Origin of the sequence: Thermosporothrix hazakensis, from assembly GCF_003253565.1 — a bacterium.
Taxonomy (GTDB): domain Bacteria; phylum Chloroflexota; class Ktedonobacteria; order Ktedonobacterales; family Ktedonobacteraceae; genus Thermosporothrix; species Thermosporothrix hazakensis.
This window is the reverse complement of record NZ_QKUF01000039.1, coordinates 34,855-49,540: the sequence shown is the minus strand read 5'-3', so window position 1 is coordinate 49,540 and position 14,686 is coordinate 34,855. Positions and strand designations below refer to the sequence as shown.

The 14,686-nt window shown below is 52.4% G+C and carries 12 protein-coding genes and 1 tRNA gene; 6 read left to right on the top strand and 7 right to left on the bottom strand.

Translation table 11 applies throughout. The features are described 5' to 3' along the window. Positions 1-322 (top strand): cyclic pyranopterin monophosphate synthase (moaC, locus tag EI42_RS28635; protein ID WP_282957338.1); only part of this gene is annotated, 322 nt, incomplete at its 5' end. Between the two features lie 11 nt (positions 323-333). Here the strand turns inward: moaC and EI42_RS28630 are convergent. The 4 genes from EI42_RS28630 to EI42_RS28615 form a co-directional block, all read right to left on the bottom strand. Further along, the gene (locus EI42_RS28630; RefSeq protein ID WP_111326061.1) at positions 334-1,398 is read right to left on the bottom strand and encodes a hypothetical protein; all 1,065 of its coding nucleotides are present in this window, start codon (positions 1,396-1,398) and stop codon (positions 334-336) included. 71 nt (positions 1,399-1,469) lie between these two features. Continuing rightward, entirely contained in the window at positions 1,470-2,366 is an 897-nt protein-coding gene (locus EI42_RS28625; protein WP_111326060.1) for an RNA polymerase sigma factor, read from the bottom strand. A gap of 106 nt (positions 2,367-2,472) precedes the next feature. Further along, positions 2,473-2,712, bottom strand: coding sequence for a hypothetical protein (locus EI42_RS33550; RefSeq protein ID WP_111326059.1), 240 nt, complete (start codon positions 2,710-2,712; stop codon positions 2,473-2,475). Positions 2,713-2,793: 81 nt separating this feature from the next. After that, positions 2,794-4,176, bottom strand: coding sequence for a helix-turn-helix domain-containing protein (locus tag EI42_RS28615; RefSeq protein ID WP_111326058.1), 1,383 nt, complete (start codon positions 4,174-4,176; stop codon positions 2,794-2,796). Between the two features lie 703 nt (positions 4,177-4,879). Here EI42_RS28615 and EI42_RS28610 point away from each other — a divergent pair. Both EI42_RS28610 and rsmI read left to right on the top strand, forming a co-directional pair. Then, a complete protein-coding gene (locus EI42_RS28610; protein WP_111326057.1) occupies positions 4,880-6,454 on the top strand; it encodes an AMP-dependent synthetase/ligase in 1,575 nt (524 codons plus the stop codon). Position 6,455: 1 nt separating this feature from the next. Then, entirely contained in the window at positions 6,456-7,148 is a 693-nt protein-coding gene (rsmI, locus tag EI42_RS28605) for a 16S rRNA (cytidine(1402)-2'-O)-methyltransferase (RefSeq protein ID WP_111326056.1), read from the top strand. Between the two features lie 14 nt (positions 7,149-7,162). Here rsmI and EI42_RS28600 read toward each other — a convergent pair whose 3' ends face one another. The 3 genes from EI42_RS28600 to EI42_RS28590 form a co-directional block, all read right to left on the bottom strand. Continuing rightward, positions 7,163-8,773, bottom strand: coding sequence for an FHA domain-containing protein (locus EI42_RS28600; protein WP_111326055.1), 1,611 nt, complete (start codon positions 8,771-8,773; stop codon positions 7,163-7,165). A gap of 228 nt (positions 8,774-9,001) precedes the next feature. Beyond that, complete coding sequence (gene mdh, locus EI42_RS28595; RefSeq protein ID WP_111326054.1) at positions 9,002-9,928, bottom strand: malate dehydrogenase; 927 nt, start codon at positions 9,926-9,928, stop codon at positions 9,002-9,004. Between the two features lie 227 nt (positions 9,929-10,155). Next, on the bottom strand, positions 10,156-10,449 hold the full coding sequence (locus tag EI42_RS28590; RefSeq protein WP_111326053.1) for a hypothetical protein: 294 nt from the start codon (positions 10,447-10,449) through the stop codon (positions 10,156-10,158). Between the two features lie 391 nt (positions 10,450-10,840). Here EI42_RS28590 and EI42_RS28585 point away from each other — a divergent pair. The 3 genes from EI42_RS28585 (at position 10,841) to EI42_RS28575 (ending at position 14,620) form a co-directional block, all read left to right on the top strand. Further along, positions 10,841-10,914: transfer RNA gene (locus EI42_RS28585), tRNA-Gln, on the top strand. Positions 10,915-11,059: 145 nt separating this feature from the next. Continuing rightward, positions 11,060-12,481, top strand: a complete 1,422-nt coding sequence (locus EI42_RS28580; protein ID WP_211326388.1) for a lipopolysaccharide biosynthesis protein — start codon at positions 11,060-11,062, stop codon at positions 12,479-12,481. Positions 12,482-12,496: 15 nt separating this feature from the next. Next, a complete protein-coding gene (locus EI42_RS28575) occupies positions 12,497-14,620 on the top strand; it encodes a glycosyltransferase family 2 protein (protein WP_111326051.1) in 2,124 nt (707 codons plus the stop codon). Positions 14,621-14,686: the final 66 nt, after the last annotated feature.

Here is a 14,686-nt window from a genome sequence, read left to right as displayed (position 1 = left end):
AGTCGCAAAGATCGCCGGGATTATGGCCGCAAAAAAGACGCCTGACCTGATCCCGCTCTGCCATCCGCTCCCTATGACGCATATTCAACTTCACTTTGTCCTCGATAGCACAAAGGGCTGGATCTCGATTGAGGGACGAACGCGCACGACCTATAAAACCGGGGTAGATGTTGAGGCGCTCACAGCGGTAACCGTTGCTGCGCTGACCATCTATGATATGTGTAAAGGAGTCGACACGACTATCACGCTGGAACAGGCCTATATCGCGCAGAAAAGCGGAGGGAAGAGCGGTACAGTCACATTCTCACCGTCCGCTCCCTGACCCTTCGCGTCTCACTCGGCCTGACGCACTTCTAAAAGCAAGAAGAGCGTCTCTAGCAAATTGTGTTCTTCAGGATCGCTCAGACGCAAACTCGTTGTGCCAAGCGTCATTATCAGGCTTCCCTGTGCATCAACAGGTTCTTCACTGCGGATTGCCAGCGGGTTGCCCCCCTGCCAGCTCACGGGTTCAAGGAGCGATCCCAGAGGAATGGTTACAAGCAGATGCTTGCCGCGCAGTTCTGGACCCAATCCCTGAAGCCGTAATTCGAGCATCTCTCCCTGTTGTTCAATCGAGCCTTCCAGGCCACGGGACTGCAAGGAGATTAGCGAGGGAACCTGATCGCGAGGCCGCCCCAATAGCTCAGTATGGCGAACGGTCTTGCGTCCACGCACGCCGCCGGGCGTTGCCAGCATTGGAGTGTATTTATATACTCCGGTATCAGCATCCTCTGACGCAGGCGCCGTTGGTCCGGAAAACAGGGTCGCAACACGCACCAGATCCTGCGTCGCCTGCCGCCGAATCGCGCTCTGTTGAATCCGAGAACTGAAGCGTAGCGCCAGTTGCAAGAGCGACCGCGCCGCCTCTACCTCGTCTCGATGCTCACGACGGGCCTGCTTCAGTACCGCCTCAGCCTGACTGATCAACACCCGACAGAGATGCCCGACCATACGAGGAGGTGTATTGGTCCCCGGCTCCCGGGTAAGAATGATCTGGGTCTCCTGTGGCGCAAGCGCAAAGCTCAAAGCATCATAGAGTTCCAGATATCCTTGATGACACTCTTCACATCCGGCAAGATGATACAGTAATGAGGCATAACGCAGCGTAACCCCGGGCTCGTTCTTGAGGAGCGCTTCTATAAAATCGGGCAACTGCTGATAAAAACGCAGGTGATAATCGCTACCCATTACCATTTCTAGTTGAGATTCAAGCCGGGAATCGCTCCATGCCTTTCGTGGTTTCGGCCCTTCAGTCGGCGCGCGAGGCGGAGTATACAGAATATTTTGCAACCATTGAGCAAGCTTGACCTCACTCGGGCGGGGAGCAGGCATACCGCCGAACTGATTGATATTGCTCATACGGGTCTCCTTTTATAGGCAGATCAACTGCTTCCCAGTTGATCTGTTGCAGTCATCTCTATTTGCCGGGGCTACTCCTCGCGATAGAAGCGAGTCAAACGTTTTGCCTGAGAGGCAGTCAGGTGAACTGTCTCTTCTTCTTGCCAATCAAGCAGACCCTCGGCAGCGAGCTCTCGTAATCCAATCTTGACATCGTCAAAAGAGAGATCATCACCGACCAGTTGTTCTGTCGAGATCTGACATTCCTTTTTCTGGGATGCCATACACTCAATCAAACGTAAAGCAACAATAACCGTCAAATTGGTACTCTTTTGTTGGAGACAATGACGCAGTTTCCTATGAGCATGATCCTTATGCTGACTCAGATGAGGATTCTGCGTCGCCGCCGGAGGCTCCATATTCAGTTCAACAAAAATATCCTCTAACAGCTCATCCGCGCCTATATCGCGCAACTCCTGAACCACCGCATTCAATTGCAACGGGGCAGCACGCAATACGACAATACAATGCTTCAGCAGATCACGCAGCTCGAGCTGTGAGGCCAGATGGACTGTAATCTCTTCCGGAGTCGAAAAGGGAGCCGCCCCCCAGACGGGCTCTACAGCCTCATCTAAAGGGCTCTCATCCCCCTCATCCCCCTGAAAATATTCCAGTTCTGCGGTCGGTTGTACCCTGAGTCGACGTTTGCGCTGTCGATCAATCGCCTTATTATGAACCATTCGACTTAAGAAGGCGTAAAACTGTGCATCTGTCATACGGTCAAACACTGTTTCCGCGGTTGTATCACCACCGCCAAACAGCCCAAGACGCACTAATTGCTCAATAACATGACCAACGACGGTATCAACTTCAATTGCATCATATTGTAACGCTCCAAGAAAGCGCTGGGCATTCCGCTGGAGATAAGCGTATAAGACAGGAAAACTCTGTTCTGGATGATACCGCAGGTCGTGTGCAGTAAATGGCATGGGGGTAGGCCCTCCGTAATGCCTCAGTACATTTTTTTGCCGCTTGATGAATTTTTCGCTCAATTCCTGTAAGAGAGCTTTATGCTACGGCTGGCAGACATTCACTCTATGCATTGTACAAGGAATAGAGGGTAAGCGCAATAAAGCACAGCAAGCCAGCGGGAGAAAAAAAGATCCCCGCAAAGGCCTGCGGGGATGAACATTGCTGATACTTCGCCTGATTCAAAGCAAGGGACTCATCCTTCATCCACGTGGTGCCCTCATCTGCCAGTTTCCAGACAGCGAGAAACGCCCATGTGTCCAGAAAGCGCCTGACAGCGGCGCTCGCGCGTTCCTGGCCGCTCAACTATATGAGCATGTCACAAAGGAACATGCTTTTATCCCCGCTACGAACAAAAGCTTGCTGAACCGTTACCTGTAAGTCTACCTATTCAATGTCGCCGCGCTTACCCAGGCGTTGATGTTCATACGCCTTCTTAATTGCGGACAGGCTGCGCTGCACCTCGCCACGCTCTTCAAGCAGGTTTGCATAGCGGAAGTAAGCGCTCGCCGCGATCTCATGCGCATGGGAAGCATCCAGGAGATCGAGAGCCTGTGTGAAGAACTGATCGGCTGCGTCAAAGTCGCCCCGCTGATGATAGATCTGAGCGAGCGCAATCAACGCCTGACCTTGCGTCTGGGCATCATTGCTGGAACGTGCAAACTGCAACGCCTCAGATGCCTCTTTCTCGGCCTCTTCAGTCTGACCGCGCTTCAGCAGCAGTTCAGCCAGTGATGTATGGCAAAGGGAAGCCGCGATCTCGTCGCCCAGTTCGCGCTCGATCGCAATCGCCTTGCGGTACTCTGTCTCAGCACCTTCCAGATCGTTCTGTTTCTCAAGCGCTTTCCCCAGCCGCTGATGGGTCAAGCCGACCATTCGCTGCTCGTCGCGCATTTCATAGATAGCGAGGCTGTGCATCGCATATTCTCGGGCCATCGCAAGCTTGCCGACAGACTTATAGTGCTGGCTGATCTCCATATATTTCTGTGCAAAGCTGCGGGTATCCCGGCTGATCTCGTCCAGAACCTCAAGTGCCTGATGATAGAACTGAATCGCGCGTTCCAGTTCACCAAGTCGGAAATAGTCGCTTGCCAGATTGCTGTATACCTCAAGTGCAAACACTGGATCGGTAATCTGACCATTTTCGATTGCTGAACTACAACGAGAATGATTCTCCATCGCGAGGGTATAGTTATAGAGCAGGAAATAGGCTTTGCCGAGCAGGTTGCGCGCACGTTCTGTATACTCGGTATCGTTCAACGCTTCTCCCTGGCTGACAGCCTGCCGCAAATCAACGACGGCTTCCTGATACTCATTGGAACCCAGATGGACCTGACCTTTGAGCAGATAGAGACGATAGGCCTGATCGGTGGTGATCCGCTCGGGCTGAATTGGCTCCAGCAGCTCTTTCGCCTGCTCATACGCTCCTTGCTGAACAAGCACATTAGCCTGAAGTAGATCGACATCAACACGCTGATCCGGGCCGGAATCGGCAGGAGAATAACCGACAGCGCGAGCCTCAGCCGCACCGGCTGGCGAGCCTTCGAGCAGGAATGTCAGAGGAACGTCCAGACGACGAGCAAGAATTGAGAGGGCTTTGAGGGAAGGACGAATCTTACCGCGCTCAATGGCAGAGATATACGAGATTGAGAACTCAGGAGCAGCCAGTTGCGCTTGCGTCATACCAAGCTTTGTGCGAACCTCACGGATATTGTTCCCCACACGGGCTGCAACAGCCTTCCCGACATTAGCAGTTTCAAGGGACGGCATGAATGTTTCCTTTCAGCACACAGATAATATGAAAAGGCACGCTAAACCAATTGCGAGAGCATTCGCCGTTACCACTATCTAAGCAATTCCCACTGGTGAGGTAATCGTTTTTCCTGTAAAAATGTTGTATCCCACCTGTAAATTACCCTTGCGATTTACAGCGGGATAATCTCACAAGATAGGAACTCGCTAGATAACGTTTTTATATCACGTAGTCTATCATACTCACATGATTCTAGTCAACCCATATTGTACTTCTCTCATAGTTTTATTATAAAATCTTGCTCATAGGTAAATCAGATTCTAATAAAATTTTTTTGAGTAAAAAACCAGCCCTTTTTGCATTCATATTGTTGCTTCCTGGTTGTATCTTTGCGATCAAGTTTCAATACACCATTCGCAAGGTTTCTATCTCAACTCATACCACAATAGTTCATTCTGTAATAGAACGGTCCCCTCGCTCCCGGCCTGACGAAAACATCCTACTACCTGTATCACTCATTGTATGTTACACTCTATACGGACGCAGCAATGAAAGGCATCGTTCACGCACAATCCAGATCAGTTCTTTGTACGATAAGCTGAATGACTGCAATTCTTTCTCTCTTATTTGTGAGTCGAAAAGGGCCGTCCTCACTCACAATACGACGCAGTATATCACAAGGAAGTACAGTCTTTTATCCGTATCGAGAAAGGCTACGAGATGGACACTATTCCTAAACTTTTTTATCACACCGTTGACACTTTCGCTCAACGACCAGCCCTTATCGAGCCAGTTGAAGCCAATGCCATTCGCCGACTCTCTTTCCACATGCTCAAAGAAAAAGTCCAGCAATTCGCTGGCTATTTACAGCAAGAGCAGGTTCAACCCGGCGAACGCATTATGATCTGGTCGGCCAGCCGCATTGATTGGTTAATCGCGTATTTCAGTTCTCTCCTGGTCGGCATGACCGTCGTCCCACTGGATGTCAACAGCAGAGAGGATTTTTTCCAGCGCGTTGCCCGGGCGACCGAGCCCAGATTCGTTGTCACCACCCGGAAACAATATCAGAGCCTGATAGATCCCACCATCCCTCTCATTGACATTGACGCCCTTCCCGCTGCTCCCTTTGACCGCGATGCACTGCCTGAAATGCAGCCGGATGATCTGGCCGAACTCGTCTTTACATCGGGCACCACAGGTCAGCCAAAGGGTGTCATGCTCAGTCACAAAAACATTGTCTCCAATGCGCTTGCTGCGCTTCAAGTAGTCCATATCCAGGCCGATGATCGCGCTCTCTCGATTCTCCCGCTTTCACACATGTTTGAACTGACAATCGACCTGGCTATTCTGTCGAAAGGAGCGAGTATCGTCTATGCTCGGTCCCTCTCGCCCGATACAATTCTACGACTCTTCGGTACGGAACATGCTACATTAATGGTTCTGGTTCCTCAGGCACTTCAACTATTTATGAATGGTATTGAACGCGAGGTACGCAAGCAGAAGAAAGAAAAAGCGTTCGAGCTGCTTCACCGTGTCGCTGCCCTGCTTCCTTTTGCGCTGCGTCGCTATCTCTTCGGCATGGTGCACAAGCGCTTTGGCGGCCACTTCCGCTTCTTTGTCAGTGGTGGCGCGTATCTTCCTCCGACCCTCGGGAGGCGGTGGGAGAATATGGGATTCCGCGTCTTGCAGGGCTACGGCACAACCGAGTGTTCACCCGTTGTCAGCGTCAATCCAATGAACAGCCACAATCTTGAGTCGGTCGGCCCCCCGCTTCCCGGCGTTGAAGTGCGCATCGCCGATGATGGCGAGATTCAGGTGCGCGGGGACAATGTCACCAGTGGCTACTGGCAAAACCCTGAAGCAACCGAACTCGCTTTTCAGGACGGCTGGTATTGCACCGGCGATCTGGGCTATTTCGACGACAAGGGCGACCTGTATATCAAGGGGCGCAAGAAAAACCTGATCGTCCTTGCAAACGGATTGAATGTCTATCCCGAAGACATCGAAAATATGCTTCATGAGTACACCGAATTGAAAGATGCGGTCGTTGTCGGTCTGGAAGCCGAGGGCAAGAATCCCGAGGTTCATGCAGTCATTCTGATGGATCCGCCCGACCAGGCCAAAGCGAAAGCCGTCATTCAGCAGGTCAATAAAAAGCTTGCGTCCCATCAGCAGATCAAGGGCTTTACGATCTGGCCCGAAGCGGATTTCCCGCGTACCCATACCTTAAAAGTAAAGCGTCAGGATCTGCAAGCACAACTCGAATCTTTGCGGAAGGAACAAAAATACGCCTGATATGCTGTATCTGGTTGCTACTCCTATTGGAAATCTGAACGATATCTCGCTGCGGGCTCTGGAAACGTTGCGCTCCGTCGACATTATCGCGAGCGAGGATACCAGAAAAACCGGCCTGCTGCTCAAACATTTTGATATTCAGAAACCACAGCTCTCTTTTCATGAGCATAATGAGGAACGCGCAGGCCAGCGGATCGAAGAACTGCTCAAAGAGGGAAAGTCTGTCGCGGTGGTTTCTGATGCAGGGACGCCGGGTATCTCTGATCCCGGCTTCACTCTGGTTCGGCGGGCCGTGAATGCCGGGCTGGATGTCACCATGATTCCCGGCCCGACCGGCTGTATTATGGCGCTTGTCCTCTCAGGTCTGCCAGTACACAGCTTTACCTTTCGCGGCTTCCCTCCTCGCAAAGCGGTCGGACGCCGCAAGTTTCTGGAAATTGATAAGGATTCGCCCCACACGCTGATCTTCTATGAAAGTCCATATCGGCTCGCCGACTTCTTACGTGATGCGCTGGAAGTCTATGGTGATCGTCCCGCCGCCGTCGCAAATGACCTGACTAAGATGTTCGAGAAGGTCGAGCGTGGCACCCTCTCAACGCTCCTTGCGTCGATCGAGCAGAGTAAGCTGAAAGGCGAGTACGTTGTAGTAATCGCAGGCAAAGACAAAAAGGACCGTCATACTGAGGAACAATGAGTAGCCCGCTCGGGCTACTCGATCCCGGTTTCAGGGTGCAAAAAAGTATAGACTGGCAGGTAGGAGAAAGAGAGCGAGGCCAGGCGAGGCACCGGCGAGGGAGGCGGCACATCCCAGTACACAGGACAGAGAAAATCCTGTCGCAGCTCACTCTGCTTACGCAGGGCAAGCTCCCATTCCTTTGTGAGGAAATCCGATTGTGCCGCATAGGACGACCAGAAGAGTTGAAACAGGTCCGCTTCGGCAATCTTATGCTCTAGCTCGGGTGTGATTGCACGTCTACGGCGTACTGCCTCCACTTCCAGAGGGAAAGCAAAATGAAGCGCCTGAGCCGTTTCCAGACAGGCCCGGGCAATCATGGTATCATTGAAACTATATGCCGGGTACACCTTCCGGGCAATCCGGGTTGTCACACGCTCCAGTGGTACATGAGACGTACGCTGCTGTGTCGCCTCAAGACAGAAGGATGTCATCTTCAGGCGGGCAACCAGTAACGGCCCAATATAGATTGAGAGTGTACATGGAACTCTACAGCCAACCCACTGCTGATTTACAGCGAAGCTAAACGATGAACAGTGGACCCCCTCAATCCCCTTAAATGTCAGGCGCTTCGGACTGAAGTGGATCCCTTCTCCTTCTGGCACCAGGGTAATATTGCTTGTCTGAAGCAGCGCCGGCAAGCCTGCCGTTGCCAGTGGAAAGCGCCGCCGCTCAATCTGAAAACGCTCGATCTCCTGAAACACATACTCGCGGAAAGCTTCAAGATAGCTATAGATCAGCAGCGTCTCCCAGGTCGCCGCGCTTAGTTCCCGGGGAAACACCGCAGTGAAGAAGAGCTCAGCAGGGCTGGCACTTACTTCTCGAGGTGTAGTCTTGCGCGTCCCGGCGAAAATCTCTTCGGGCACCTGTTGAATAACCGTTGGCAAATCCTCAATGCGCTTCGGCTGTTCAAATTGAAGCTCATGGCTGCCAATCCGAATAAGCATGCCATCCTGAAGGGTATAGGACCGATGCGGGATCAGCTTTTTTCCATTGATAAATGTACCGTTTAAACTTCCTTCATCAGTCAGCAGATAGCGCTCTCCCTCACGGGCCAGCATGGCATGATGACGGGAGGCGACCTTGTCCCCGGTCAGGGCAATCATGTTTTTCGAGGAACGACCAATAGAGGTTAACCGATGGAGCAACACATGTTCCTGAAGTACCTGCCCCTCCAGCTTCACCAGCAGCCGCGCAGGAAGTGGCTCCGGCTCAGGAGGTGGCACCGGGATCACGCGCTCCGTTTCAGCCTCCTGAGGTGACTCTTCACGCAGACGATAGCCACACATCATACAGAAAACATCGTCCGGTCGCACCCAGGCGCCACACCTCGGACAATGCGGGCCTTCAACGGGAAGTGGTGTGGAGGAATGCAATTGAAGCGGCTCAGCAGCGACTGGCACCGAACCAGAGGCAAGCTGCTCGCCCCCGGAAAAAGCCGGAACCGGCGTCTCCCTGTCTCTTTTCTGCACTATGTAGAGCAAGAAAGCGAGTATCGGGATCAGCACAATCAACAGAAGCACGGCCAGAAGCAGAATCATCTCAACCGTTAACGGCGGAAATACCTGTAGAAGCAATGTCCCCATGCTGCTCACCTCTTTCCAGCAGGGATAACCAATGGTAGCTGTATAGTTCCGCTGAAAGAAGCATAACAGAAAGCAGAAAAGAATACAAGATTTCAAATCAGCAAATTGCAGGAAAGAGGTTTCGCTTTTGTTCAATCAGCAGCATTTTATTGCAGCGGGATAAGAGGCAGCAAAAGAAAGAAAAAGGCCCACAGCACAGAGGCCATGAGCCTTGTCGGGACAGTTGCGTTACAGTCCCATAACCTGAATCAATTCTTTGACGGCGTCAGCGGACTTCTCCAATGCATTCCGCTCTTCCGGCGTCAATTCGATCTCAATGACCTTCTCTATTCCTTTTGCGCCTAGCTGTGCAGGCACACCAACGAAGATGTCATTGAAGCCGTACTCTCCCTGCAAAGAGACCGCACAGGGCATAATCATCTTCTTATCCAGCAGGATCGAATCAACCATCTGTAACACAGAAGCCGACGGCGCAAAGTATGCGCTCCCGGTCTTAAGCAGCTTGACGATCTCAGCGCCGCCGTCACGGGTTCGCTGCACAATCTGCTCGATCCTGTCTGCCGGCATCAATTGCGAAATAGGGATACCGGCAACGGTACACATGCGGGCCAGCGGCACCATTGTATCCCCGTGCCCTCCAAGCACATACGCCTGAACATCGCGGACAGAAGCGCCAACTTCCTGCGCAATGAACGTGCGGAAGCGGGCGGTATCCAGCACACCGGCCATGCCAATTACACGCTCTCGCGGGAAACCGCTGACCTTCAGGGCAACCTGCGCCATCGCATCAAGGGGATTCGTCACTACAATAATGATACAATTGGGCGAGTGCTTCACCACCTGCTCTGTCACCTGCGCAACGATTTCCTGATTCTTCTTCACCAGATCATCGCGGCTCATGCCAGGCTTACGCGGAAAACCCGAAGTGATCACAACGATATCGGAATTCGCGGTATCGGCATAATCATTTGTACCGATAACCAGCGAGTCATAGCCAAGAACAGGACCCGCCTCCAGAATATCAAGCGCTTTTCCTTGAGGCATATCGGGAACAATGTCAAACATAACTACATCGGCGTAGTCACGTTCCGCCAAGCGTTGAGCCAGGGTACTCCCCACAAAACCGGCTCCGATAACAGACACTTTACTTCGCATTGACGTATTCCTTTCGACGTTGAAAAATAGATAGCCATTCACTTCTGGAAAAGAACCAGAGGCGAATAGCATCGTACATGCATTCTTATTTGCTATACGTATTGTATGCCCTGAAAGGGAGACATGGCAATTGTCTACACCTCTCTTCCTTCTTTCTTCCCTCAACAAGAAACGCCATTCCCCGCGCAAGCTCACCTGTAGTCTTGACATCCTCTCTTGCGTTCCTGCTAACGGATTTGCTCCACATCGTGTAGAAATTCCTGGGTCTGTAATACCTCCAATGAACAGAGCGGACATTGCGCCACATGGGAAGCAATCGCCTCACTCTCCGCGCCAGAGAGCAGGCCAGCACAGAAGAAGCCAAGTTGCAGGCTTGAGGGACACTGTGAACGATACAACCGACTCAAAAGCTTAAAGTGCAGTTCCTCATACTGTGCCAGCGTACTCTGACAGAGCGGACAATGTGCAACATGGCGTGCCACATTAGCAGGGAGAGGTGTACCGTCAAGCACAACTTCCATTAATCTCTCATTCTGAAAACAATTGTGCAGGTTTGTACATTCTGTCACTTCAACTTACCTCAACATATTGTTTCTCTTTTCATTCCACTTCTCTATCTCTATTACTTCTCACGTTCTATACCAATAAACGGTACACCCTGCCTGAAGTAGAGGGCTACCATCTGTCTATCGGCAACCTCGCCACCACCATGATACTCTAGCTATACACATATTACGTTTTGCAACAAGAAGACAGTTCAACTCCCTGTTCGCTTTCTCCCCAGGCAACAGAGAGCTATTTCCGCCTCTTTTCTGTGAGCGCAAAAAAAGATGGGGAAAAGGGGTTGACAAACGGCAGAGAAAAAGGTATTATACTTCTCGCAGCGAGGAAGAAACGTTGCAAAGGGGAAATTGGGGTGTCGTTCAACGGTAGGACGGCTGACTCTGGATCAGTTAATCGGGGTTCGAATCCCTGCACCCCAGCCACAAAGAGGAAGAGTGTTACTCTTCCTCTTTTTTTATTGCTCTCCTCACAGCCATAAATAGACATGTTTCTGTAGCATGAAACGTTATAGTATATTTTGGTACACCACTCATCGTTCTGAGCAGAAATACAACTCTTTTTGCTACAATGACTAAGAAACACCTGGCTTCTTTTTGCCTGTGCTACCACTTTCCAGTAAAGGTAGAACAAACGGTTGGCGGTGTGGTTTGGGTAGAGGAACATATGTTATTACCGCTTGCACGAAAACGTGTTGAGGCGAGCAAGCCCTTTCGACTATATTTTGCTTCCTGGCCTGTCTTGCTCTCTTTCGGCTCAACACTGATCAGTGGCTATATTTCTTTTCGTATCATTCAGTATCTGGGCTTTGAGGACTTCGGCACCTACATTGTATTACAGTGGCTTGCCACGCTGATACTTCCCCTGGTAAGTATTGGCTCCTCGGCCCTGACAAGCCGGGCGCTGGCCGAGTTGCAAAGCCGCGAAACTCCGCGCATTGCTGCCGGTATTTTTTACCTGCTCTGGTCCCGGCAATCACGCGCAGCATTGCGCTTTATCATGCTGATCGTGCTTGGTGTCTATCCCCTGGCGCTACTCCTTCATCTTCCGTGGCACCTGCTGTTCCTGGCAAACCTGGCAACGCTTCCCATGCTCTTTAACAGCATTGCAGGCATCGCGCTTTCCAGCCAGCGACGCCGCGATCTGCTGACGCTGCTTCAGCTCTTCAATGCGCTGCTGACGCTCTTTCTCTTGCTCTGGATCGAGCAACTTCAGGAGCAGAAGCTTCTTTTCCTGTTCCTCATCAATGTGATCGCAGGAGCGCTTACGCTCGCGGTTGCGATCTACTGTGTGACCCAGTTACTCCCGCTGGACCATCCGATGCGCCCGGGGATCTTTCTGCGCGAACGGCTACTCAAGCACTGCTATAGCTCCCTGAAAGAGTTTGTACCGGATAGTATCATCTGGCAAAATGGCGAATATTTCTTTCTCCTCTTCTGGCAGCCACACTCGGCCATCGGGATCTATGCACTCAGCGTCTCGCTCAGTACCTGGATTATGCGGGCCGTCCCACACCTCTTTTCGCTTGTCCTCTATCCTTTCCTGACGCGTTCCCTCAGACGCGCTGCACGGCCACAGGATATGTTTCTACGCCATTCCTGTTATCTGGCACTTGTAGCCATTCCGCTCTTTTTTCTTGCTGCTCTTCTCGTACCCATCATCGTTGAGTTCCTTTTTGGGCCCCAGGTGTACCCGTTTGTCCTGCCTTTCTATATTCAGCTTCTGGCGAGCGCCGTCGGCTGCGTTGCCACCGTCAGCTACACCTACCTCGCCTCTCTGCCTCAGCGAAACTATCTCTTGCGCCTGAACTGGTGTGCAGCGCTGCTCAAGCTCGTGCTGGCCGGTCTCCTGATTCAGGTCAGTGGCACGCTTGGCGCCGCGCTGGCCTGTAGCTGTGCTCAAATTTTCGCGGCGGGCGGCGCTATCTGGCTCTGTCATCATGCCTTGAAATGCTCAAATGTTAATGAGCTCCCTCCGGGACTGCATGTATAAGAGAAAGGAGCACTCATGACGCTTCAACACCCCAAACGACAGGAACAACAAGCATCTGTCTTTCCTCGCATCAGCGTCATCCTCTGTACCTATAATCGTCAATCCTTGCTCCTGAGCGTCCTGCGGAACCTGTATCAGCAAACACTCCCCTTCTCATACTTTGAAGTGCTGATCGTCGATAACAGCTCAACCGATATGACGGCAAAAGAGGTGCAGCGCCTGGTACATGAGCTACAACGCAAAGATGCAGAGGCTCGCACATCCTGGCGCGTCTTCTACCTCTCCGAGCCTCGCAATGGGCTGGCTCATGCCCGCAACCTGGCGATTACAAAAGCCAGTGGGGAGATCCTCGTCTTTCTGGACGATGATGTTATTGTCAACAACGGGTTTCTCAAGGCGCTACTGCATACCTACGATACCACGACAGCAGCGGCTGTGAGCGGACGCGTGGAACTGCATTGGGAAGGCCGCCGCCCATACTGGGTTCATGATCGGATCTTGCCTGATCTCGGCTATTTTGCTCCCACCGAGAAGCGCACTCGCCTGACAGAGGAGACTGTCCCCAGTAACTGCTGCTTCTCTATCCGCGCTTCGGTGCTTCACGCGCTGGACCTCTATTTTATGCCTTGCCTGAACAAACGCAATCGCTTCCCGATCAACCTGGATATTGAGCGCATCTGTATCAGTCTACAGCAAGCGGGCTATGAGCACTGGTATGAGCCCGAAGCGATCGTCTATCACCGAGTTCCGGCAGAGCGCATCCAGCCCTCATTCTTTATCGGGCGCGCCTACTGGCGTGGATGCGCCGAAATCCTGGAAGAGTACGTGATCCCGGCATACCTTCAGGGAAGGCTGCTCTCTTTTCAGTTGCTTCTGTGGGAGGGACTCCTTTCCTTCCTGAACTGGCTACTCTACGCCATCTTCCTCCACCCGCTGCAAACGCTCTCTCAGCCCTCAACTGGTGAACGGCTGCACCATGCCATGACACAGGCCTATCTCAGTGGCCGCTACCGGCAGGTGTTCAGTCTCCTCTGGCAGCCCGCAGCATTGCTAGAGAGTCCATCAGCGCTCTTTGTCCAATCCTCTCTGGAAGAGGGACCGCCACCTGAGCTCTGGGAAACCTTTTCTCCACGCCCAATCATCCATTGCGGTCATCGCATTCCGCTCTGGTGGCTCTGGCATAACCGTGCGCCACAAAAAGGGGAAGCGAGCCGCGCTCTGCTCCATATCTACCGACCAGGTGCCTTTCAACTGACCTACAGACAGCGGCTTGCCCTCCGTCTGCGGCTGCATCTTGCCCTGCGATTTGGTATTCGGCTTCTTACCACCGATGGCGGAGGCTGGTGGCAAAGCGCCTCTCATCGCACGGCGATGCCCCGAAAGGCTCTTGAAGGCTTTACTCTGCGGCATAGCCATCAGATTATTACCTTTGCCGGAGATGCAGCCCGCCTGTATCAAGATCCCACGCTCGGTCAACGCACCCTCTGCTGTCCCTATCCGGGCACAACTGGCCCACAGCTCTTACCATCTCGGGCCCTAGCACACGCAGAACTCGGCCTGCCAGAACATAGCGGCTTTGTCTACCTTTGCTTTGCTCACTATCACACGGAACTTGAACTGCTCTATTTGCTGACAGCCTTTATCGCGGCGCGAAATAGTGCCTCGACGCCGCTTGAACTGTTGCGACCACAGGTCATCATTGCAGGCCTTCCAACGGATACAAATCAGCCGCGCCAGTTGCTTCAGCTTGCAGCGAATGCGTCCGACGTGCATCTGTTCTTTGACGAGAAACCGCTCACAAACGCGCAACTCGGACAGTACCTCTCGGCAGCCGATGCACTCGTGCAGCCTCACCAACCTATCGCAGCCGCTGGAGAACTGGCGCTGACCTGGCTGGCTCTGCTCCATAGACGACAGGTGATTGTTCCAGCCCTGCCGCGCTTTCAGGGAACCCTCCCTCCACAGCACTGTATCTTTTATCTGCCTGAAAGCCGGGCATCTCTAATCGAGGCGCTGTTGTCGGCAGCCAGAAATGCGGCACAGGAGCGCGTCGGCATTTGCGATGAAACGTATTCCTGGCAGACCTATAGTGCACTGATTCAACAGCTCTATCAGCGCTATCTCTTTCCCGCTCAATAGCCTGATCTTACCTTTCTCATGGCACACATGGAGCGAGAGCCGTGATCTTCAGTATAATGGGGAGAA